This window comes from Nocardia sp. NPDC005366 (assembly GCF_040606855.1).
Classification (GTDB): domain Bacteria; phylum Actinomycetota; class Actinomycetes; order Mycobacteriales; family Mycobacteriaceae; genus Nocardia.
In genome coordinates this window covers 430,482-451,972 of sequence record NZ_JBEXFQ010000001.1, presented here as the reverse complement: position 1 = coordinate 451,972, position 21,491 = coordinate 430,482, and the positions used below count along the sequence as shown (strand labels likewise).

The following is a 21,491-nucleotide window of genomic DNA, read 5'->3' as shown; positions in this document are numbered from 1 at the left end:
TCATGTCGCAATCCCCCAACCTCGAAGACGTCAAGAAGCTGAAGGACTCCGACATCACGGTGTCGGACCTGCTCGCGTTCTTCGGCTTCCGATATCGAAACTTCGAATCCGTCCCGGCGATCGATGCGGCATTGGAGGCCCTCGGCCTCACGACCGAACCCCCATTCGCGACATGCGGACGAGGTGCGACAGTCAAAGTCATCGACATCCACGAGGCCCCGGTTTCCCCTCCGACGGACATAGAGGAAACCGAGGGACTCGAGCCGGGCACGCTGCCACAGCGCCCGTTCCTGGTGAGCGATCTTCCGTCTGCCACAGCCGGATTGACCCAGATTTCCTCCGACAGCACACTTCAGAATGCGCTGCATCTGATGCAGACCGAAGGCTACTCGCAGATACCGGTCATCGACGGCCCGTCCAGCCTCAGGGGGATCATCACCTGGAAGTCCGTTGCCACCATGTATCTGCGTCCCGGAGCGGGGCATACGCTCATTGACGCAATGGCCACCGCGGAAACCGTAGACCTCCACCGGGACCTGTTCCGGGAGCTCTCTCGCCTGTGCGATCACGGATATCTATTGGTACGCGACGATGATGGCAAGCTGACCGGAATCATCACACCCACCGATATCACCGATCGCTTCCACGAGACCGCCCTGCCGTTCTTCCTGGTCGGCGAGATCGAGATCCAACTGCGCTCATGCCTGGGCGCGCTCCATCCCGACGCAATTCGTGGAGTCCAAAGCAAGAACAACAAGACCGGGGATATCGGCGACCTGATGTTCGGCGACTATCTCAAACTGCTGCGTCCGGACAGCCAGAACCCTTCGTTCGACGCTGCCGCGGAAGCGAACTGGAAGGCACTCGGGTGGCTCGGTGTGGACCGAGCCCGCTTCATCGATCACCTCACCAAGGTGAAGAATATCCGCAACGGCATCGCACATTTCGACACGAAACCGCCGAGTGCCACCGATCTCGACGTTCTTCGGAAATTCTCGGCTCTGCTGAAGCAGCTCATGTGAGGGCATGCGGTGAAGCAGATCGTCCGTCATTGTCGGCCCGTGCAGCATCCCAGGCCGTGCGCGGTTCTCGCCATCGAACCCGACCGTATCAACCTCGGTGACGCTCTTCGGTCAACGGTCCGGGCGGGTGAACATGCCACGGCGGCTATGTCGAGTGCACCGAGAGCACCCGTGATCTGGCGCGAGTCGATGACCCTGGCAACAATATGTTCGGAGTGGACATCGATCGCCGCACCGCGGTAGCCCAGATCGCGGCTGGGGTGTCGGTGTTTCAGTTCTTCGGGCATGATCAGTTGGTGTCAGAGTTCGTTTTTTCGTTGCAGTACAAGGACTCCGGGAATTGGGAGATCTGCCAGTCGGAGGGATTGATCGGCGTCAGGTCCAGCCGCCGCGCTCAGGAAAGGGCGCAGGAAGTCAAGCGTGGGGATACCGTGTATGTCTGGCGTGGCGGTACGCCGAAGCCTCGCACAGGACTGATCGCAAGGCTCATGGTCGCCGGACCGGGGCGAGTAGCGAAGAATCCTCCGTGGCCCGACCCTCAGCAGTATACCTGGGTGATACCTATCGAAGACGTTGTCACTCTGGAAACCCCAGTGCCGGATCGGTTTCCGGGCAACCGGCAGGGAGTTCGGTTCAAGGTCGAGAACACCGCGGTGCAACAAGGCCTCCAAATGATCTCGGCAGAATCCGCCGCACTGATGGAAAAGTGCTTCACCGACGAGGGTTTCGCACCGGTAGGCGCATCTCCGTTGCCAGATCCTGCGGCAGTAGCCACACAAGGCGGCTGGTCCACCGACCAAGAGTTGATCCGAAAGGTGGAGCAGGCTGCGATATCCGCGGTACGCAGCCATCTCCGGGCAGATGGATGGCACGAGACACGAGATTGCCAACAGGACGGATGCGGCTACGACTTGCTGTACCGGCGTGGCGTCGACGAGGAAATGCCCGTCGAGGTGAAGGGAACGGCCGGCATGGTTCGGCGCTTCGTATTGACTCGGCGCGAGCATGAGGTGTTATCGACCGATGCCCGGGCACGGCTGTATCTCGTGATGGATGCCCTTGTCCACCCGAAGGTCGAGGCCCTCGATTGGCGAGGGGTATCACAGTTGGGGGTAGCACCGGATCGTTGGCGGGTCGGCGCGTAACTCGCGCTCGAGGTCCGAGCTGGTCGGTCGGAACAGGTGAGCCACGAACAAACGCGGCTGCCATCCGTCGTCGAGTTTTATCGGCGGACCTCCATGCTCTGTGTCACTCTACTGCAGGATCTTTCACGCTACTCGAGGTTTATCTTGACGCGCTTTTCTTATCGCTCCACCGCACACGCTCTATCTGCATTCCCTGTCGAGGAAGAGGTGCTGAAGAAGGTTCCGCACCACCAGAGGTTGTCGGCGATCATCGCGAAGCACCAGGCCGCAGGTTCGAAGGAGAAGAACTCCTGGGATCGAAGTTTGCCTGTGCTCGCGCGGGTCTTGGTCGACGCGGGCTTGGCAGACGTCGAAATGCTCATCGAATACAAGTTGCCGGGATCGGCTGGTCGTGCTGATGTGGTGCTCGCTGGAGTACACCCCGAGACCGGCGATGACAACTACGTCGTGGTCGAACTGAAGCAATGGAGCAAAGTCGGCCTTGCGTGGAGCAGTGAGGTGCCGGAACTTTCTCGGACAGTGACCCAAAGTAGAATTTGGGTAACTGAACGGAGTTGTTTGTGGCACAGAAGAAGTCGCGTCAGTTCAGCCCGGAGTTCCGGGAAACAGCGGCACGTGAGGTGGTCGAGAAGTCTCGAACGGTCGCCGATGTAGCACGCGATTGCGGGGTAACTGATCAGACGATCCGGAACTGGGTGAAACAGTTTCCGCGCACTCATTCGACGGGCACGGGCTTGTCGTTGCCGGAACGTGCCCGGTTGAAGGAATTGGAGCGTCGGGTCAAGGAACTGGAAGAGGAGAACCGGTTCCTGGGAAAATCGGTGGCCTTCTTCGCGAGGAAGCACCGGAACGGTCAAGTACGCGTTCATCGCGGCCGAAGAAGGCAATCATTCCGTGGTCGACATGTGCCGGTGGGCGGAAGTATCCCGGTCGGGATTCTATGACTGGCGCAACCGAAAACCATCGGCCACCGCGCAGTGGCGCGAAATCCTCGAAGCCGAGATCCGGTTCTGTTTCGAGAATTCCGACGGCACCTACGGCTACCGCCGTGTCCACGCCCAGCTCGCCCGCTGGGGCACCATGATCGATCCGGACACTGTCCGGAAAATCATGCGCCAGCTGGGGCTGGTGCCGTGCCAGCCCCGGCCGTTCCGGCCGGTCACCACCGTCGCCGGCGACGCCGCCGACCTGCCGGACCGGGTGGCGCGCGACTTCACCGCCGACGCGCCCGGACGCAAACTCGTCGGCGACATCACCTACATCCGAACCTGGGAAGGATGGCTGTATCTCCCCACAGTGCTCGACTGCTATTCGAAGAAAGTCGTCGGCTATGCGATGGCTGATCACATGCGCACCGAATTGGTCACCGATGCACTGCGCATGGCCGCCCCGGAACCTACCCCTCGCCGCCGGAACAACAATTCTTCACAGCGACCGCGGCAGCCAGTATCTTTCCGCTGAATTCGCGGCAGTGGCGAAAGAGCTCGGCATCCTACGGTCGGTTTGCCGCACAGGAACTTGTTATGACAACGCGTGGGCAGAATCGTTCAACGGCCCCCTGAAGAACGAGCGCGTGAACCGAACCCAATACCCGACCCGGGAAAACCGCAAGGATGTCGCCCGCTATATCGAGCTGCGGTACAACCAGATTCGGATTCACTCCGCAATTGACTACCGCACACCGAACGAAGTAGAGTCAGAATGGTTCGATCGGAATCAGACAGCTTGAGATGACCAAAATCTCGCTGTCCGAGAAATTCCCGGCCCCTCAAGGCGCACGAAGGCCGCCTCGTTTGGCGCCGGCGCTGACTACCCGCCCGTAGACCAAGCGGCCCACATCAACGCCCTGCTCCTCACTGAAGCCCCGGATCCTACGAACCAGACCGCGCGTCCAGGTGCACGCGTCCCGGTATGCCTGATCGCCAACGAACAACTCGCCCCAATCGGGTTGGCCTACCCAAAAGTAGTTGCGCTACAGATCTTTCAGGACTCGATGCAAGATCCAGTGACATCGTCTTGGCGAGCTTGAAATTCAACAAACTATTCGGAGCATCGAGCTGGATGAGCTCCTTGGCCCAGTCCTCGGCCTTACCCTGTAGCACTTCTGCGAGATCCTGCAACTGACTCGTCACAGACAGCAACTCCCCTGAGGAAATACAAGCTGAACAAGACTGCACGCAACTCCCCACAGCCCCCCGGATTCGTCCGAGTACGACAGTATGACTGAATATCGAGCGAGAGCTCAACTCGTACAGAACATTTGACACCAGGTTCTCCACACACCCCAGTGCATCCTCAGTACCAGACGATCAAACAGGCGCATACGGATCACTTACGCGGTCAAGAACTGCGGCGCACGTGCTCCAGCCAGCATCTCCGTTGACTATCGGCATACGGCCCCCGCAGGCGACCTGGTTGAACGCGAGCTACATGACTGGCTACCCGACGCACAGATATTCGTCGACGACTACGTAACCGATGAACTGCCCGTGATGCCCTGCGCTGAACTCTCGGAGCCGTGAGCGAATGAACTGGTGGACTGTCGGGCTGAGTGTCTTCGTTATCGCCGTCACGATAATGGCGTCTTGATCACTACTTCGTGTGGCGACGGGCCAATCCCGGCGGTCATGCCTACGGGCACGTTGGGTAAGTGCCCGAGGTGACCTCCTATGACGTCTACGACGCTCCGACCAAGGTGATTACCGGACATCACAAAGTTCGCCCTCGATCCGCAGACAAGGCGGCTGGCAAACCAGTGAAAAAATAGCACAACCGGATGGAGTCCGAATCATGAACGCACGCCTGTGTTCATGTGACGAAGGTTCGCCACGGCCCTGTCGGACAGCATCCTCAGCCTGCCGCTCTACCCTGCGATGAGCAGAACCGACATCGATGACACCGCCACCGCGGTCCGCAAGATCGCCACCGCCTACCAGCGCTGAACCGAAAGGAAACCCACCGCATGGCGAAAACGGAAGGTACGCAGATCATCCTCGTCAACCCTGACAACCAGGTACTGCTGTACCTGCGCGACGACAAACCCGGCATTCCCTACCCCAACTTGTGGGCGCTGCTGGGCGGCATGATCGAAGACGGCGAGACGCCACTGCAGACCATCATCCGCGAAATCGACGAGGAAATCGGCATCCAACTCGACCCGCAACACGTCCACCACCTGAGCACCCGCGACCTGGACTTCGGCATCGAACACACCTTCACCGCCGCCGCCGGCTTCGACATCGACGACGTAACCCTCACCGAAGGCCAAGGACTTCGCTGGTTCAGCCGAACCGACGTAGCGACGACAGAGCTGGCCTACGCCGACAACGCCATCCTCGAAATCTTCTTCAGCACACTGACCTCATCGCATTAGCCTCACCGCCACCACGGAACACGGCTCGGCGCCAAACCAGCTCCATGAACCCGAACCGACTCGCAGCATCGGCTGGGACTGCTCCGCCCCCGGCGGTGATAGCCTGCGAACGGGACCTTTCGTGGTTCGCTGGGGAGGGCAGCCAGGTGACAACACTCGAGGTGGACGCGAGACGGTTACGTTCGGAGATCGCCGCATTCTATGCCGGTTTCGGCCAACCGAACGAGCTGAAATCAGCACTGCGAGAAGCGTCGTTGCTGGTGCCGTTGACCGACGATGATCGGGTTTTCACTCTCACCTACGGTGGCGTCCAGTGGCTGTGCGGCTTCACCGACATCACGGAATACGCACGCTTCATGACAGAACGCGGCGTGGTAGCCGATCAGCAATATCGGTTCCACACGTTCCAGGGCTCCCGCCTGATCGACTTCGCCGCTGAACAGGTAGATCCGACCGGCGTCGCCGTCGACATGCTCGGTGCCGCGCCAATGGCGTTCGGCCCCGATCTGACAGCAGACGCGACGGCCTTCGGCCAGGTGTAGTTCCGTGGGTGAATTGAATGTCGATCCCACCGTGCTGGAACAGGCCGCCAACGGAATCAACGGCATCATCGGTGAACTATCCGAACTGGGTATCGGCGAAACCGGGGCGGTGGGTCGCGGATTCTCGCTGTTGGCCCTGTCACCGACAGAAGCGGGAAAGTCGGTGGTGCAGTCAACGTTCGAGACCTTCACCGAGCGGTGGTCATGGGGTGTACGCGCGCTGGTGCAGTCGGGCAACGCGATCGCCGAGACACTGGGCTTGGCGGCGGGCCGCTACCACATCATGGACGAGCAGTTCTCGAACACTTTCAAAGAGGTGTTCACCCATCTCGCAGGCAACCCACATCTGACCGACGCCGAGATCGACGCGAGGTCATGGACCGACACCTTGTCCGATAATTCGGTCAATTGGGTGTTGCACCCGGACTACAGCGGCGATTCGTTCACCCAGGCGTTCGACAAGGTCGGTGACAACGTATCGCTGCTGGGTCAGCTGGGCGCGCACGCGATGTCGGCGGATATGCCCGACCAAGGGCTCACCGGAATGTTTCTGCCCGACACCGGGCTGGCTGCCAAAGCAGCCGAGATCCAGCAAACTCAGGCTGCGGCACGTGGGGGGAAGTAAAACAGGGTGGGTATCGGAGATTTCGTCAACAATCTCGGCGACAAGATCGAAAAAGGAATCGAGTCGGCCGCACAGACCGCCGGTGAACTCGCCGACTCCGCTCTCGACAAAGCCGCAGACGTCGCCCACGGTATCGGTGCCGACAGTGTGGGTGAGGCGCTCGACGATCTGGGAGACCAGATCGTCGACGCGACCGGCGGTGAGCTGAAAGAGCGAGAACTCGGCGAGAGCGACGACCCCAAGGAACTGGTACGCGGCGAACCATCGCGAATCAACGAAGTCGCCGAACATGTCGGCAAGATCGGCACCTCGATCGAACAGACCGGTGACGCACTGCGCAAAATCGACGTCGCGGACTGGTCCGGTTCGGCGGCGTCGACGTTCCACGACGAGTTCGCCGAACAGCCGAAGCTGTGGTGGGACGGCGCCGACGCCATGACGAAAGCCAAAACCGCACTCGGAAATTGGTTCCACGAAGTTACCGCCGCCCAAGCCAAAGCTTCCGAGGCAATAACCAAATGGAACGAAGCCGACACCGAGGAACGCAACCGCAAGAACGAGTGGAACGCCCGGTCCGAGGAAGACCGCAAAGGCAAAAACCTCAGCGACACCTGGACCGCGCTTCGCGACCAAGCCCGAGCGATACTGCGTGATGCCCGCACCTCCCGCGACAACGCCGCTACGACCGCCGCCGCCGCGATCGCCGCCGCCACCGAGACCGCACCGACCGAACCGCCATTCCTCTCACGCTGGGGCAGCAATTTCGAAGACGCCACAAATGCCCTCGAACAGGCAAAACTGAACTTCACCTCCGGGCTCCTGACCTCGCTGACCGGAATGGTGCAGTTCGTGCGGTCGATCTCGATCCTCGACACCTACAACCTCACCCACCCCGCCGAGTACCTGTCCTCGATGTCCGATATGGGCACCGGCCTGGTCATCGCCGCCGCTGACCCGAAGGCAACCGCCTCGGCGATGCTATCCGGATTCAGGACCAACCCATCCGAAGCATTGGGTGCGCTTACCGGTGATGTGCTCACCACCGTCGCGACCGGTGGCGCCGGTTCGGCGAAACTCGGCGTGTCGGCAGTGGACAAGGTCGGGGACGCGTCCAAGGTCGCCCGTGCGGGCCGAAGCGTGGTCGAAGACGCCGGTAGCGCGGGCGCCAAGCACACCCCCACGACCAACCCCGCGAACACCGCGGCATCGAAAACGGGAGAGGCGGCACCGAAAGGCGACGCCACCCCGAACAGCACCACTCCGGCGACCAAACTCGCCGACAGTAGCCCCCAGCCGAACAACCCGACCAGCACCGAGCCGACGGGTGCGGGATCTCGGTCTCCTGAGACAAGCCCCTCGGCTCACGGCGGCGATCCCGCCACCCCCAACTCCGCGGCGCCGGACACCTCCCCACAGACATCGGGAAATTCGGCTTCAGCGGCGGATTCCGGCGGACATACCGGAACAACCGAACCATCGCCAGGACGGCCCGAAGGAGCCCTTGAATCATCGGGATCCGGTACTTCGCAAGCTGATTCGTCACCCACGCGGCATGACGATGGTTCCGGCCACCTCACCGAAGACACCCCCGCTCGGCCGACGTCCGACGATCCGCCCGCAGCCACCCGATCCGATCCGGACGCACCGGCACCCGCGGCAGCGACACCTGAGCCCCATACTCCCCAGCACAGCGACTCCACACCCGGATCACCCGACCCGGATCACGGCGGCAGTTCGCCGGAGCACAACAGCTCCACCCCCGAGCACGAGACGCCCGCAGACAACAACAACGGTCACGACCCGAACCGCGATCCCGACGATCCGGCCACCACTCCAGGCACTGGCGAGCACTCACCCAACGACCATCACGACCCCGGCAGCACCGACGACCAGGTAGCGCGCAACGACGTCGACCACGGCGAGGACGGGCGCGGATCGGTCGGCGATGAAGCCACGAACAACCCTCCCGAGCACAACGCCACCGATGGTCAAACCGACAAGACCGGTGACCCGGTCGCCACCGCCACCGGCGAGTTCCTGCTGCCGTTGACCGATATCACCCTGCCGGGTGTGCTGCCGCTGAAGCTCAAACGTGGCCACCGATCGAACTATCGATTCGGCCGATGGTTCGGCCCTTCCTGGTCATCCACTCTGGATATGCGAGTCGTCGTCGAACATAGCTGCGCCACTGTCGTATTCGACGACGGAATGTTGCTGCCCTATCCACACGCCGAGGTCGGAGTCGGGGTCGAGCCGGTCACCGGCGGACAACGATGGAAACTGACCCGCACAGAAATCGGCGGATACCGACTCTGGGACCCGACACGAGAACTGGTCTGGCACTTCGTCCCAGAACCCATCCTCGACGGCCTGGACACCCGCCTCGGCAACTACGCGATCTCGGCTATCACCGACCGACACCACAACCGGATCCGCTTCCACTACAACCACACCGGCGCCCCGACCGAGATCACCCACTCCGGCGGCTACCGCATCCTGCTCGACACCGACGCCGGGCGAATCACCGCCATGACAGTCCTCGGCGATACCGACGCCGCCCCATCGCGCACCGTGATCCGCCGGTTCGGCTACACCGACGGCGACCTCACCGAGGTCGTCAACGGAATCGGCGGCAAGATCCGCTTCACCTACGACGATCACCACCGGATGACCTCATGGATCGATTCCAACCGCAGCTCGGTGGTCAACACCTACGACGATCACGGCCGCGTCATCCACCAGCGCGGCACCGACGGCGTGTTCAACGCCGACTTCGACTACCTCGACTACCCCGACGGCACCGGCCGCCTCACCACCGTCACCGATTCCCGCGGCGCCACCACCGCCTACGGATTCGACCAGGATCTGCGACTACGCGATATCGCCGCTCCAGACGGCGGACGCCGCCGCCTCACCTATAACAGCGACCGCAGACCCCTGACCGTCACCGAACCCGACGGCGCAACCACACGCTACCGATATACCCCTGACGGTGACGTCGCCACCATCACCCGCCCCGACGGCGCCGTCATCAGCATCGACTACGCCTACGCCAACCGTCCAGCCACCGTCACCAACGCAGACGGCACCACACGTCACCAATCCTGGGACAAGACAGGCAATCTCGTCGCTACCGTCGACGAGGCCGGTGCTCGCACCGAATACGACCATCACCCCTGCGGGGCGATCAGCGAGGTCCGCACCGATGACGGCGCCCGCACCGTCATCGAGGTCGACCCGGCCGGACTACCGGTCACCGTCACCGACGCCTACGGCGCCACCACCCGCATCCAACGCGACCCGTTCGGCCGCCCCGCAACCGTCACCGACCCCCTCGGCGCTATTACCCGCTACGAATGGACTCCCGAGGGCAAACCCGCCCGCCGCATCGACCCCGACCGGCACCACGAGTCCTGGACCTACGACGGAGAGAACAACCTACTCACCCACACCAACCGCGCAGGCCTACTCACCCGCTACACCTACGGCGGACACGACAAAGTCGCTGCCCGGACCGACCCTGACGGGTCGGTCCACCGCTACTTCTACAACACCGAACGCCAACTCACCGCCGTCATCAACCCCCTCGGCCAACGCTGGACCTACGAATACGACCTCACCGGCCGACTGATCGCCGAAACCGACTACACCGGCGCCACCACGCGCTACACCCACCATCGCACCGGCCGCATCGCCACCGTCACCCCCGCCACCGGCATCACACGCCACCACCGTTACGACATCCTCTGCAACCTCACCTCCATCACCGCCGACAGCGGCGAATACCTCACCTACACACACGACCCCGCAGGCAGGATCCTCACAGCCGTCAACGGCACCGACGAAACCATTACCCACACAATTGAATTCACATACACCCCCACCGGACGAGTAGCTACCCAGAAACTCGACGACCAGCCAGCACTGATCAACGAATACGACACTCGCGGACGCCGCACCCGCCGCACTGCCCCCAGCGGAGCCATCACCACATGGCGCCACGACATCCTCGGCCGAACCTCCAGCCTGAGCAACGGCGGTCACACCGTCAACTTCACCCACGACCGCTCCGGACGTCTCGTCCGTTGGCAGGTTGGCGAAGTCCAAATCGACCGAATCCTCACCTCCACAGGCGAACTGGAGGGCCAAGAGGTCACCGGATTTCCCGCGACAGGCCTCACCCTCGACTTCGGCGACGGTCCGCCCCGCCCTGCCCCGTTCCGGATCCGGCGAGACGACTACACCTATCGCCCAGACAACTTCCTCGCCACTCACACAACCCAGCAACGTGACACGGCCGAAGCGCATACCGTCTACAGCCTCGACCCCGTCGGCCGTATCAATGCGATCACATGTGACAGCACCCTCGTCGAAGCCTACGAATACGACGGTCTGTCCAACATCACCGCCGGGCTCGCCGAACGCGGCGACAACCTCACAGGCTCGTCCACACCCGCACAGCTGGAAAGCCGCGAATACCACGATAATCTGCTCGTCCGCGACGGCCGCAACCACTACTCTTACGACCCCGCCGGGCGACTCATTCGAAAAACCGCCACACGCGACGCACATAAGCCCGAGGTCTGGCACTACCGCTACAACGCGTTCGACCAACTCACCGATATCTACACACCCGATGGACAATGGTGGCAATATACCCACGACGCACTCGGTCGACGCGTCAGCAAATCACGCATCCGATCGGACGACACGCACCCCTACATCGCGGCGGAATTCTTCTGGGACGGAACAAAACTCCTCGCGGAGTACAGCCACGACTTTGCCCGCACAACACAATGGATCTATCGGCCACGCACATTCACACCGATACTGCAAACTCATACCTCGCGAGGAAGAACACCAACGGCGCTGGCCGTGCTTGAAAGCCGACCCGGGGCACTGTCGGATCTGATCGAACCAGCGACTTGTACAGTGCTCGGCCACTCGCGAACCAATACCTGGGGCCAAACGAGTTGGCACGGCAACAAATCCACGCCGATGCGCCTACCCGGACAGTATTACGACGAGGAGTCCGGCTATCACTACAATCTTTTCAGAACCTACGACCCCACCTCCGGCAGGTACCTGACACTCGACCCACTGGGGCTCATTCCGGCCGCAAACCCCAACGCCTACCCGAGGAACCCTTCGCGATGGGCAGATCCCTTGGGGCTGAACCCCGACGCTTACAGCGGGAACACCAACGGCGGATCCTGGGATCCGGAAGAGGAACCATATCTATACCGCGGCGTTCCGCACCAGACTCCGCTCGATCCCGAGGAATTCCAGCGGATGCACCAAAACGCTTTGGACGGCATCGCAGAACCGCTCGGCGGCTCCCACACAGCTGAGCAACATGCAGGCGGAAGTACCGAAAGCCCTTACACTTCGTGGACCACAGATTACGAGGGTGGCGCACTAGACGCAGCTGCCGAACGGCCCGGTCCAGGGGTCGTCATGCGCATCCCGAACGCAGACGGACCCGGCTACCAGCGCGTAGGAGGGATAACGTACCCATACCCCGAGGGCGAAGTCACCATTCTCGGCCGCGTCACTGGTGCCGACGTCAGCGTCGATCACGGCCCGTGGAGATCCACGAGATAGTGGAGAACTTCCAACGACAAACAGGATGATCGGGTCCGGTTCCAAGTCGAATAATCATAAACGTGGTTGCTATCACGCCGGATGGGAAGGGACGGCCAGGTATGGAGCGTAAGAAATTAGAAGACCTTGCACGGGAGGCGATCCCGCGCGGTATAACCGACGAATCCCTACTTCCCATGATCCGTACCGCAACAGAAATACGCGCTGACCCAATAGCCAAACAAAGACTTCTCAGTATCTACAAAAGAAGGTTAAAACACACCGGAGGCGACCTTACACTCCTGAGACTCACCGAAGAGCTCGTGGATTTCTTGACCTCCTACCCGAACGACGAACTACTGATGATTTACATCACCGACGGGGGTGGCTTTTATACGTTCCTCCTCGCCGACACAGATACAGCGGAGATTCTCCACTGGATGAGAATGTTCGGACGTAAGCCAGACCGAGCAACCGACACACCCGATGCGAGGAATTGACATATCTCAACCTTTGTCCGCACCGACGATCTGGCTAGCAACGCACGAAATAGGAACAGCGGGCATTCCCGAAGATCAGCGGAGTCGAGGACCTATCCTCACCGCTGCATCAAAGTCCAAAAACTCACTCCCGAGCAGGTAAAGAATCTATTACCAGAGTAGGTGGACGTGGAAATTTGTTCCAAACTTGAAATTATCGAACAGATTCTCGACAGCCCGACACGAGTGGAGTACTCGGTTCGCTGCCTCTCAGGCACCGTCGAAGTCGGCGATCTCGCAGTATCGGGCATCGACCATGACGGTTCTGAAGTCCGACTCGACTTAACAGTGTCTACAATTCTTCGATACGGCCGCCCCTGCGACCTGCTCGATCCGCCACACCATGCCCGGTTGCGTCTCGACGGCCAATCCCCTGGTCCGAACCTGATCGAAAGAATATTCCTGTCCAGATCTCGAGATTGAACCAATTCTCCTACCGATAAACTACCCATACCCCGAGGACAAGGTCATCGGACTCATCAAAGTTCCAGGCTCCTACGTCTATATTCCGAACGGCGTTCCTGCCCCGGTTCATCATCGACACCCTGCGGCGCGTCCGAGCCGAGGCGATCGACAACGACCTGGATCTGGTCTTCCCCAACCGTGACGGCGGCATCTGGGATCCGCACAACTACAACCGGCTCTGGCGGCAGGGCCGTGGCGAGAAGTTCGCCTGGGTCACCCCGAAGACCTTCCGCAAGACCGTCGCGTCGCTGATCGCCGAGCAGTACCGCCCCCAGGCTGCAGCCTAGCAACTCGGCCACGCTAACGACTCCGTCACCAAGCGCCATTACATCGACCAACCGACCCAGGCACCCGACTTCACCGCGGCTCTGAGGCACCTCGCGGGATGAAAACGTGTCGTTCGCCCCCTAAAACGGACAAAACCAGGGTCGAACTGATACGTTCGCCCTGGTCAAAGCTCCCCCATCTGGACTCGAACCAGAAACCTGCCGATTAACAGTCGGCTGCTCTGCCAATTGAGCTATAGGGGACTATCCTTGCGGCCGTCCTTGCCGGTCGGCCGAGATGAAACTTTAGCGCACGGTTGGTCGGGTTCCCAAATCGTGCTTCTACCTGGCGCGATGCGAGACCGGAGGGAAACCACAGGGGCAACATGAGGCGCAGCGGTGTCAAGCGTGACAGGCGGGGCGGTTGCTGACGGGTTCCGGTGACATTCCAGAGGACGAGCGTTCCAGGCAGGTCGCCACGCCCAGGTGCGGCACCCCGGATCCGGATCGACAGCTGGGGGCGGGGTCGGGCAGGATGGTAGCCGCGCACTGGCTATTGGGAGGAGCTCAACGAGATGCTGCGGTTGATCATCGGCATTGCCGCCGGGTATGTACTCGGCACGAAGGCCGGACGGGCTCGGTACGAGCAGATCAGCGCGACTACCCGCGCGGTGACGGGGAGCCCGGTGACCCGCAAGCTGGTACAAGTCGGGCGGCAGAAGCTATCGGACAAACTCAGCACGCGACCGCAGCTCGAGCCGCTGGTGCCGTTGGATGAGCGCACCACGGTGTTGGTGCCGCAGGATCAGTTGCGTCGCTGAGCGATCAGGTGGCCGGTGAGGCGGGGCGTCCCGGTGGATACTTGCTGAATCCTTCGCGCCGCCTGAGGAAGCGCCGCATATTGGCTGACACGCTTCCGGTACATCACCCCACCCGCTGGCGCCTACCAAACCCGCCTATCCGCGTACATGCGCCCCTGCGGCGATATACCAACCGCGCCACGTTCATCTCACAGCCCACCCGAGGCTGATTGCTGAGCAAAGTGAAACCGCAAGGACAGCACCAGTCGACGAATTCCGCTGCTGGAGAACGAATACCGAGCACTGTCTCAGTGCGGAACGAAGTCGTCCGAGTTCCCCATGGCCTGCGTGAGCAGACTCTTCCGGTACTGCTCCAGCGCAACCAGATCCCCGAACAACGCCATATACGTATCAGCGGCATCCGTCGACGAAATCCGCTGCAGCTTCGATTTCAACTCGGCCACCTGCCGACCGACCCACGCTTCCTGCGCACGAGCCAGCACCCCGGTGATGAACCGCGGAATATCGTCGGCGGATTTCACCGGAAGCGGTTCGATCGCCAATTCCGACACCAGGGCACGAAGGGTGAGGTCCTCGGTGTGGTCGGAGACAGCGTTGACCCATTCGGCACCGCCGAGACCGGATGACGCGCCGCCTGCCTCGGCGATCGCCGCGCGGATCGCTACATAGGCGGGGTGGGTGAATGCTTCCGGTTCGAGCGCGTCGAAAACTGTGCCAGCGATGGCCGGGTGTTGGAGGGCGGCGCAGAGCGACTGGCGCTGCGGTCGCAGCACTGGATCGTTCGGATTCGGCCGGGCCGCAACGTGTTCGGCGGGGGCGGGGGCGGGGCCCTGGCGGCGGGGCGCACTACCACCGGTGCGGCCTCGTTTCGCTTCCTCGCCGACACGGCGGACAACGGTCTGGATATCGTCCCACCCGACCCAGCCTGCCAACCGGGTGGCATACGCCTTGCGGGTCGCGTTGTCCTTGATCTGCGCGACGACGGGGATCGCGCGACGCAGGGCCTCCACCTGTCCCTCCACTTGATCGAGGTTGTATTCGGCGAGCAACCCGCGAATGACGAACTCGTAGAGGGGCGTGCGCCGGGCCACCAGATCGCGGACGGCGCCGTCACCGGAGCGCTGACGCAGCTCGCACGGATCCTGCCCGTCGGGCGCGACCGCGATATAGGTCTGTCCGGCCAATTTCTGGTCGCCCGCAAAGGCTTTGAGCGCCGCCGCTTGGCCTGCCGCGTCCCCGTCGAAGGTGTAGATGATCTCCCCGCGCCAGAAATTGTCGTCCATCAGCAGACGGCGCAGGATCGCCATATGCTCGTCACCGAATGCGGTGCCGCACGAGGCGACGGCGGTTTTCACCCCGGCCAGATGCATCGCCATCACGTCGGTATAACCCTCGACGACGACCGCCTGGTGACCCTTGGCGATATCCCGCTTGGCCAGGTCGAGACCGAACAGTACTTGAGACTTCTTGTACAGCAGGGTTTCCGGGGTGTTGACGTATTTACCCGGCATGGTGTCGTCGTCGAAGAGTTTGCGGGCGCCGAAGCCGATGACCTCGCCGCCGAGATTGCGCAACGGCCAGAGCAGGCGACGGTGGAAGCGGTCTATCGGGCCGCGTTTGCCCTGTTTGGACAGGCCCGCCGCTTCCAGTTCCTTGAATTCGAAACCCTTGCGCAGCAGATGTTTGGTCAGGATGTCCCAGCCGTCGGGTGCGTATCCGCAGCCGAATTGCTTGGCGGCGGTGGCGTCGAAATTGCGTTCGGTGAGGTATTGGCGGGCGACTTCCGCGTCGGATTCCCACAGGCGCGCCATATAGAACTCGTGTGCGGCGGCGTTCGCGGCGACCAGGCGGGAGCGGGTGCCGCGGTCACGCTGCACCGAGGTGCCGCCGCCTTCGTAGTTGATCTGGTAGCCGACGCGGTCGGCCATCTGCTCGACGGCTTCGACGAATCCGATGTGCTCGATCTTCTGCAGGAATTTGTAGACGTCGCCGCCTTCACCGCAGCCGAAACAGTGGAAGAGGCCGTGGTTGGGCCGCACGTGGAACGACGGTGATTTCTCGTCGTGGAACGGGCACAAACCTTTCATCGAGTCCGCGCCGGCGCGTTTGAGGGCGACGTACTCCCCCACGACATCTTCTATCCGGACTCGGTCGCGTATCGCCGCGATATCGCGATCTGGGAGTCGTCCGGCCACTGTGCGAGTCTAGCCTCGAGCGCCGCGTCACTTCGATCCGGACAGGCTCGTTCTCCTACCCGGGCAGCGTCGACGCGACCCGTTCCAGACGGCTCTCGGTATAGGAGGCGATCTGGTCGACGATCACCCTGATACGGGCGGTCTCGTCCTTGGCCTCCTCCCACCAGGGCAGCAGGACCGGGTCGAGGTAAGCGGGGGCGTCGCGGCGCAGGCGTTCGGCGACCTCGAGGATGACTTCGCGCTGGGCGGCTTGGCGCAGTTTGTGATCCTCGTCGGACATGACGTAACGCAGCGCCACCGTTTTGAGCATGGCGACTTCGGCCTGCACGATCGGGGGGACGGTGAGGTCGGCGGCGTAACGCGAGAGCGGGTCGGTGCCCGCGATCATGCGGGTGGCGCCGATGGCGGCGGTGGCGAAACGTCCGACGAGTTCGCTGGTCAGAGCTTTGAGGGCGACGGAGCTGGTGAAGGAGCCGTCGTAGTTCATCATGGCGGCGACCACCGGGAGTTCCGAAAGTCGTTGGGCGGCGGCGACGAGATCGTCCACGGACAGTGAGCGGTGGTGGGCGTTGCCCATGTCGGCGAGGGCGGCCTGTTCGGCGGGGTCGGCCAGGGCGCGCAGATCGATGCGTCCGGCGATGACGCCGTCTTCGACGTCGTGGACGGAATAGGCGACGTCGTCGGACCAGTCCATGATCTGGCATTCCAGACTCTGTGTGCGGTCGGGGGCGCCCTTGCGGATCCAGTCGAGACGATCGGTGTCGATGTCGTACGCGCCGAATTTGGCGCCCGGTCGCGGGCGGACCCACGGGTATTTGATGGCGGCGTCGAGGGCGGCGCGGGTCAGGTTGAGACCGGCGCTGGTGCCGTCGGGGGCGACGACCTTGGGCTCCAGGCGGGTGAGGATGCGCAGGTTCTGGGCGTTGCCCTCGAAACCGCCGTACTCGGTGGCGAAGGTGTCGAGGGCCTTCTCGCCGTTGTGGCCGTAGGGCGGGTGACCGATGTCGTGGGCCAGGCCAGCGAGATCCACCAGGTCGGCGTCGCAGCCGAGACCGTCGGCGATGCTGCGGCCGATCTGGGCGACCTCGATCGAATGGGTCAGACGGGTGCGCGGGGTGTCGCCGTCACGCGGGCCCATGACCTGGGTTTTGTCGGCGAGTCGGCGCAGGGCGGCGGAATGCAGTACTCGGGCGCGGTCGCGGGCGAATTCGGTGCGGTGGCCGCTTTCGAATTCGCTGCGCGGCGGGCCGAGGCCCGCTGTTTTCGCGCCCTCGACGACGATGCGTTCGCTGTCGTGTTCGGTGTAGCCGCTAGTCATCGAATATCACTGGCCCGCGGTGTAGTTGAAATCGGCGGAGAAATGGGTGAGCTGGTACCAGAGCAACGCACCGGTTTCCCTGGCTATGCCGTGGGCTTGGGATTCTCTGGTGTAGACGGCGGGGCCGGTGCGGGTGGGGGCGGTCCACGCGTCCAGACCGGCGTCGCGGGCCATGGTGCGGGTGCGCAGGGAATGCCACGGGTCGCTGACCAAGACCGCGGAGGACATATCGCGCGCGGCCATGGCGGTGGCGACGGCCTCGATACTGCGCAGGGTGTCCGACCCGGTTTCCACCGCGAGAATGTGATCGGCTGGCACACCTCGGGACTGCAGATAGTTCTTGCCGGAGGCGGCCTCGGTGTAGAGATCGCCTTCCTGTTTACCGCCGACGGTGATCACCTTCGGCGCGACCCCGAGTCGGAACAACGTGTACGCCTGGTCGAGGCGAGCTTCGAAAACCGTGGAGGGGGTGCCGGAGTATTGCGCCGCGCCCAGCACCACGATCGCGTCCGCCTTCGTGTAGTCATCGATGCGCGCGACCTGCCAGACCCGCAATGCCGTGCCGCCCACCAATACCGCCCCGGCGACCAGCGCGCCGACGACCAGCCGCCCCGTCCAGCGTCGTAACCCGGCGCCGAAACCGCGTGGCAGACCGGGATCTCGGATCGATCCGGCTGCGGAATGCTGGGTTGACGAACTCACCGGGCCAAGTCTGCCAGGTCAGCCTGACAATCCGATGAGTCGGCCGCCGCGGCGTGTGGGACGGGGTGTGCACGCGGGCGTGTCCGGCGACGAGTGACGATCGTGACCGAGTGCGATGTCCGCGTGTCGGAACCGCCGCGACATCCCTCACCAGCCGCGCGACTTCCACTCCTGTAGATGCGGGCGTTCGGCGCCGAGGGTCGTGTCGTCGCCGTGGCCGGGGTAGACGACGGTGTCGTCCGGGTAGCGGCCGAAGAGTTTGGTGGTGACGTCATCGAACAGGGTCGCGAAATCGGCGGGGCTCTTGGTTTTTCCCAGTCCACCCGGAAAAAGGGAATCCCCGGTGAAGAGGTGGGTCCGTCCGGATGCGTCGGTGAGGGCGATGGCCACCCCGCCGGGCGTATGTCCGCGCAGGTGGATGACGGTGAAGGTGAGGTCGCCGATCTCGACGGTGTCGCCGTCGGCGAGGAGACGGTCGGGTGCGACGGGGAGGGGTTCGGCGTCGAGTTCGTGGGCGGCGGTGGGTGCGGCGGTTTCGGCGTGCACTTCCTTCAGACCCCACCAGTGGTCGGCGTGCTGGTGGGTAGTGACGATGAGGCCGATTTCGCCGGGCGTTTCCTGGGCGATCAGTTCCGTGATGCGGTCGGGTTCGTTGGCGGCGTCGATCAGCAGGGTCGCGCCGGTGGCGGCGTCCTGGACGAGGTAGCAGTTGTTATCCATTTTGCCCACCGACATCTTGACGATGCGGGCGCCGGGGATATCGCGCTGCTGCGGGTTCGACCCGGCGGTCACGTGGCCGGTGTACCGGCGGTCGATGGTGATCACTCTTCGATGCTAACCACTGGTGCCGCTCGAACCGGGGATACATTCATGGGCATGCCGCTGCCGTCGAATCGCACTGTCCGCCGGTACGCCCGGCTGGTCGTGAGTGCGCTGCTGATATGTGTCGCGCTGTTGGGCGCGCCGATCGCCACCGCGGAACCGCCCACGCGCCTGGACACCTATGTCGTGGACGAGGCGAAGGCGCTCGAGGGCGACCAACCCGACCGCGTCCGTTCGGCGGTCGATCAGCTCTACGCCGATCATCAGACACGGTTGTGGATCGTGTATGTGCACGATTTCGCCGGGCTCGACCCGGAGACCTGGGCTTCCCGCACGGCGGCGCAGTCCCGTCTCGGAGATCGGGATCTGCTGCTGGCGGTCGCGATCGAACCGCGCGAATACTGGTTCTACGGAGCCGTGCCCGAGGGCGTCAGCGACGGCGAACTCGATGATCTGCTCATCCGCGAGGTGGAGCCCGCGCTGCGCGACAACCGCTGGGCCGACGCAGGTATCGCCACTGCCGACGGCCTGAATTCGGCGATGCGAGTCAGTGGCGTCAGTGGACGCACGCTGCTCGTCCTGGTGCTGCTTGTGGTCCTCGTGGTCGGCGCCCTGGTGCTGTATTCGCGCAAACGCCGCCGCGATCGGGCTCGGGCGGAATTGGCGGCGGCACGAAATCTCGACCCGGACAACAGTGTCGCTCTCGCCGCGTTGCCTGTGGAGGCGTTGCAGGCGCGGTCGCGCGAGGCGCTGGTCGAACTCGACAATGCGATCAGGACCAGCGCGGACGAGCTGGAATTGGCTACCGGTGAATTCGGGACCACCGCGACGACTCCGTTCACGACCGCGCTCGACCATGCGAAAACGGCTGCCGCCAGGGCATTCCAGATCCGGCAGCGGCTCGATGACGATCTTCCCGAGACCCCGGACGAACAGCGCGCACTGCTGGTCGAACTGATCGGGGTGGTGGGGCGGGCCGATCGCGAACTCGACTCCCGGGTCGACGAATTCGACGCGATGCGCGATCTGCTGATCAACGCCCCGGCCCGGCTGGACGCCCTCACCAGGGATCTGGTCGAACTCACCGGGCGGATCCCCGGATCGGAGGCCGAAGCGACGCGGCTGACGGCGGCCCATCCCGCGACCGTGCTCGCGCCGATCCACGACAACGTCGCCATGGCGCGTGAGCGAATCACCTTCGCCGAGCAGAATATCGACGCGGGGCGGGGCGCGTTGGCCTTGCCGGTCGGGCAGCAGGGCGGCGCGGTCGCGGCGATCCGCGCGGCGGAAGCCGCGGTGGGCCAGGCGCGTACGCTGCTGGACGCGGTGGACAACGCGGCCACGAATATCCAGCAGGCGCGTGACGGCCTGCCCGCGGCACTGGACGAATTGCGCGAGGATATCGCCGCCGCCGATGCACTCGCGAGTTTCGGCGGACCCGAACTCGCCGCGGCGCGCACGGCCGCGCAGCACGCTCTCGACGCGGCGTCCGCCGCCGCCCAGAGCGACCCGCTCGATGCCTATCACGACGCGATCGCCGCCGACGGGGAACTGGATCGCGCCATCGCCGCGGCCACCGACCGCAAACTCGCCGCAGAGGATCTGCGGCGCAGGCTCGACCGGGCCCTGACCGACGCACGGGCGAGGATCGGCGCGGCGGGCGATTTCATCACCACTCGGCGCGGCGTCATCGACGCCGACGCGCGGACCCGGCTTTCGGAGGCGCAGCGCAATCTCGACGCGGCACAACAACTCGGGACCACCGATCCCGCACAGGCGCTGACGCACGCGCAGGCGGCGGCGGATCTGGCGGGCCGGGCACTACAGGAGGCGCAGGCCGGGGTTCGGGCCTGGGAGTCGAGCAGGACGCCGTCGGGTTCGGCGCAGGCGGGCGCGATACTCGGCGGAATTCTGATCGACGGGTTGCTGCGGGGCGCGGCGACCGGTGCCCGGCACGGCTCCGGCGGCTTCCGGGCCGGATCATACGGCGGGTCGGGCGGGTCACGGCGGGTCAGCCGTGGCGGCCGGTTCTGACCCCGGTCGTCCCGCACGCGGCGATGCCGGTGTCGACAC

14 protein-coding genes, 1 tRNA gene and 1 pseudogene are annotated in these 21,491 nt (G+C 63.4%); 11 read left to right on the top strand and 5 right to left on the bottom strand.

The features are described from left to right. The first annotated feature begins 2 nt into the window (after positions 1-2). From ABZS43_RS01990 to ABZS43_RS01950, 9 genes and pseudogenes are all read left to right on the top strand, one after another. Positions 3-1,022, top strand: coding sequence for a CBS domain-containing protein (locus ABZS43_RS01990; protein WP_355033909.1), 1,020 nt, complete (start codon positions 3-5; stop codon positions 1,020-1,022). A gap of 215 nt (positions 1,023-1,237) precedes the next feature. After that, positions 1,238-2,167 (top strand): DUF3883 domain-containing protein, encoded by a 930-nt coding sequence (locus ABZS43_RS01985; protein ID WP_355033908.1) that lies wholly within the window; start codon positions 1,238-1,240, stop codon positions 2,165-2,167. A 560-nt stretch (positions 2,168-2,727) separates the two neighbouring features. Next, positions 2,728-3,896: pseudogene (locus tag ABZS43_RS01980) on the top strand (IS3 family transposase). 1,233 nt (positions 3,897-5,129) lie between these two features. Next, a complete protein-coding gene (locus tag ABZS43_RS01975; protein ID WP_355033907.1) occupies positions 5,130-5,540 on the top strand; it encodes an NUDIX hydrolase in 411 nt (136 codons plus the stop codon). 146 nt (positions 5,541-5,686) lie between these two features. After that, complete coding sequence (locus ABZS43_RS01970; RefSeq protein WP_355033906.1) at positions 5,687-6,082, top strand: hypothetical protein; 396 nt, start codon at positions 5,687-5,689, stop codon at positions 6,080-6,082. 4 nt (positions 6,083-6,086) lie between these two features. After that, the gene (locus tag ABZS43_RS01965) at positions 6,087-6,707 is read left to right on the top strand and encodes a hypothetical protein (RefSeq protein ID WP_355033905.1); all 621 of its coding nucleotides are present in this window, start codon (positions 6,087-6,089) and stop codon (positions 6,705-6,707) included. 6 nt (positions 6,708-6,713) lie between these two features. Beyond that, positions 6,714-12,311: a putative T7SS-secreted protein gene (locus tag ABZS43_RS01960; protein ID WP_355033904.1), complete on the top strand. Its 5,598-nt coding sequence runs from the start codon at positions 6,714-6,716 to the stop codon at positions 12,309-12,311. Between the two features lie 101 nt (positions 12,312-12,412). Then, entirely contained in the window at positions 12,413-12,790 is a 378-nt protein-coding gene (locus tag ABZS43_RS01955) for a hypothetical protein (protein WP_355033903.1), read from the top strand. Between the two features lie 162 nt (positions 12,791-12,952). Beyond that, complete coding sequence (locus ABZS43_RS01950) at positions 12,953-13,252, top strand: hypothetical protein (RefSeq protein WP_355033902.1); 300 nt, start codon at positions 12,953-12,955, stop codon at positions 13,250-13,252. A gap of 499 nt (positions 13,253-13,751) precedes the next feature. Here the strand turns inward: ABZS43_RS01950 and ABZS43_RS01945 are convergent. Continuing rightward, positions 13,752-13,824, bottom strand: a tRNA-Asn gene (locus ABZS43_RS01945). A 311-nt stretch (positions 13,825-14,135) separates the two neighbouring features. Here ABZS43_RS01945 and ABZS43_RS01940 point away from each other — a divergent pair. Then, the gene (locus ABZS43_RS01940) at positions 14,136-14,381 is read left to right on the top strand and encodes a hypothetical protein (RefSeq protein ID WP_355033901.1); all 246 of its coding nucleotides are present in this window, start codon (positions 14,136-14,138) and stop codon (positions 14,379-14,381) included. Positions 14,382-14,668: 287 nt separating this feature from the next. On the opposite strand, the gene dnaG is transcribed toward ABZS43_RS01940, so the two are convergent. From dnaG to ABZS43_RS01920, 4 genes are all read right to left on the bottom strand, one after another. Further along, positions 14,669-16,576: a DNA primase gene (gene dnaG / locus ABZS43_RS01935; RefSeq protein ID WP_355033900.1), complete on the bottom strand. Its 1,908-nt coding sequence runs from the start codon at positions 16,574-16,576 to the stop codon at positions 14,669-14,671. A gap of 55 nt (positions 16,577-16,631) precedes the next feature. Beyond that, entirely contained in the window at positions 16,632-17,894 is a 1,263-nt protein-coding gene (locus tag ABZS43_RS01930) for a deoxyguanosinetriphosphate triphosphohydrolase (RefSeq protein ID WP_355033899.1), read from the bottom strand. A 6-nt stretch (positions 17,895-17,900) separates the two neighbouring features. Beyond that, on the bottom strand, positions 17,901-18,560 hold the full coding sequence (locus tag ABZS43_RS01925; RefSeq protein WP_355033983.1) for a YdcF family protein: 660 nt from the start codon (positions 18,558-18,560) through the stop codon (positions 17,901-17,903). 183 nt (positions 18,561-18,743) lie between these two features. Continuing rightward, the gene (locus ABZS43_RS01920; RefSeq protein WP_355033898.1) at positions 18,744-19,421 is read right to left on the bottom strand and encodes an MBL fold metallo-hydrolase; all 678 of its coding nucleotides are present in this window, start codon (positions 19,419-19,421) and stop codon (positions 18,744-18,746) included. Between the two features lie 51 nt (positions 19,422-19,472). Between ABZS43_RS01920 and ABZS43_RS01915 the strand changes: the two genes are divergently transcribed. Next, on the top strand, positions 19,473-21,452 hold the full coding sequence (locus ABZS43_RS01915; protein WP_355033982.1) for a TPM domain-containing protein: 1,980 nt from the start codon (positions 19,473-19,475) through the stop codon (positions 21,450-21,452). The last annotated feature ends 39 nt before the right edge of the window (positions 21,453-21,491 follow it).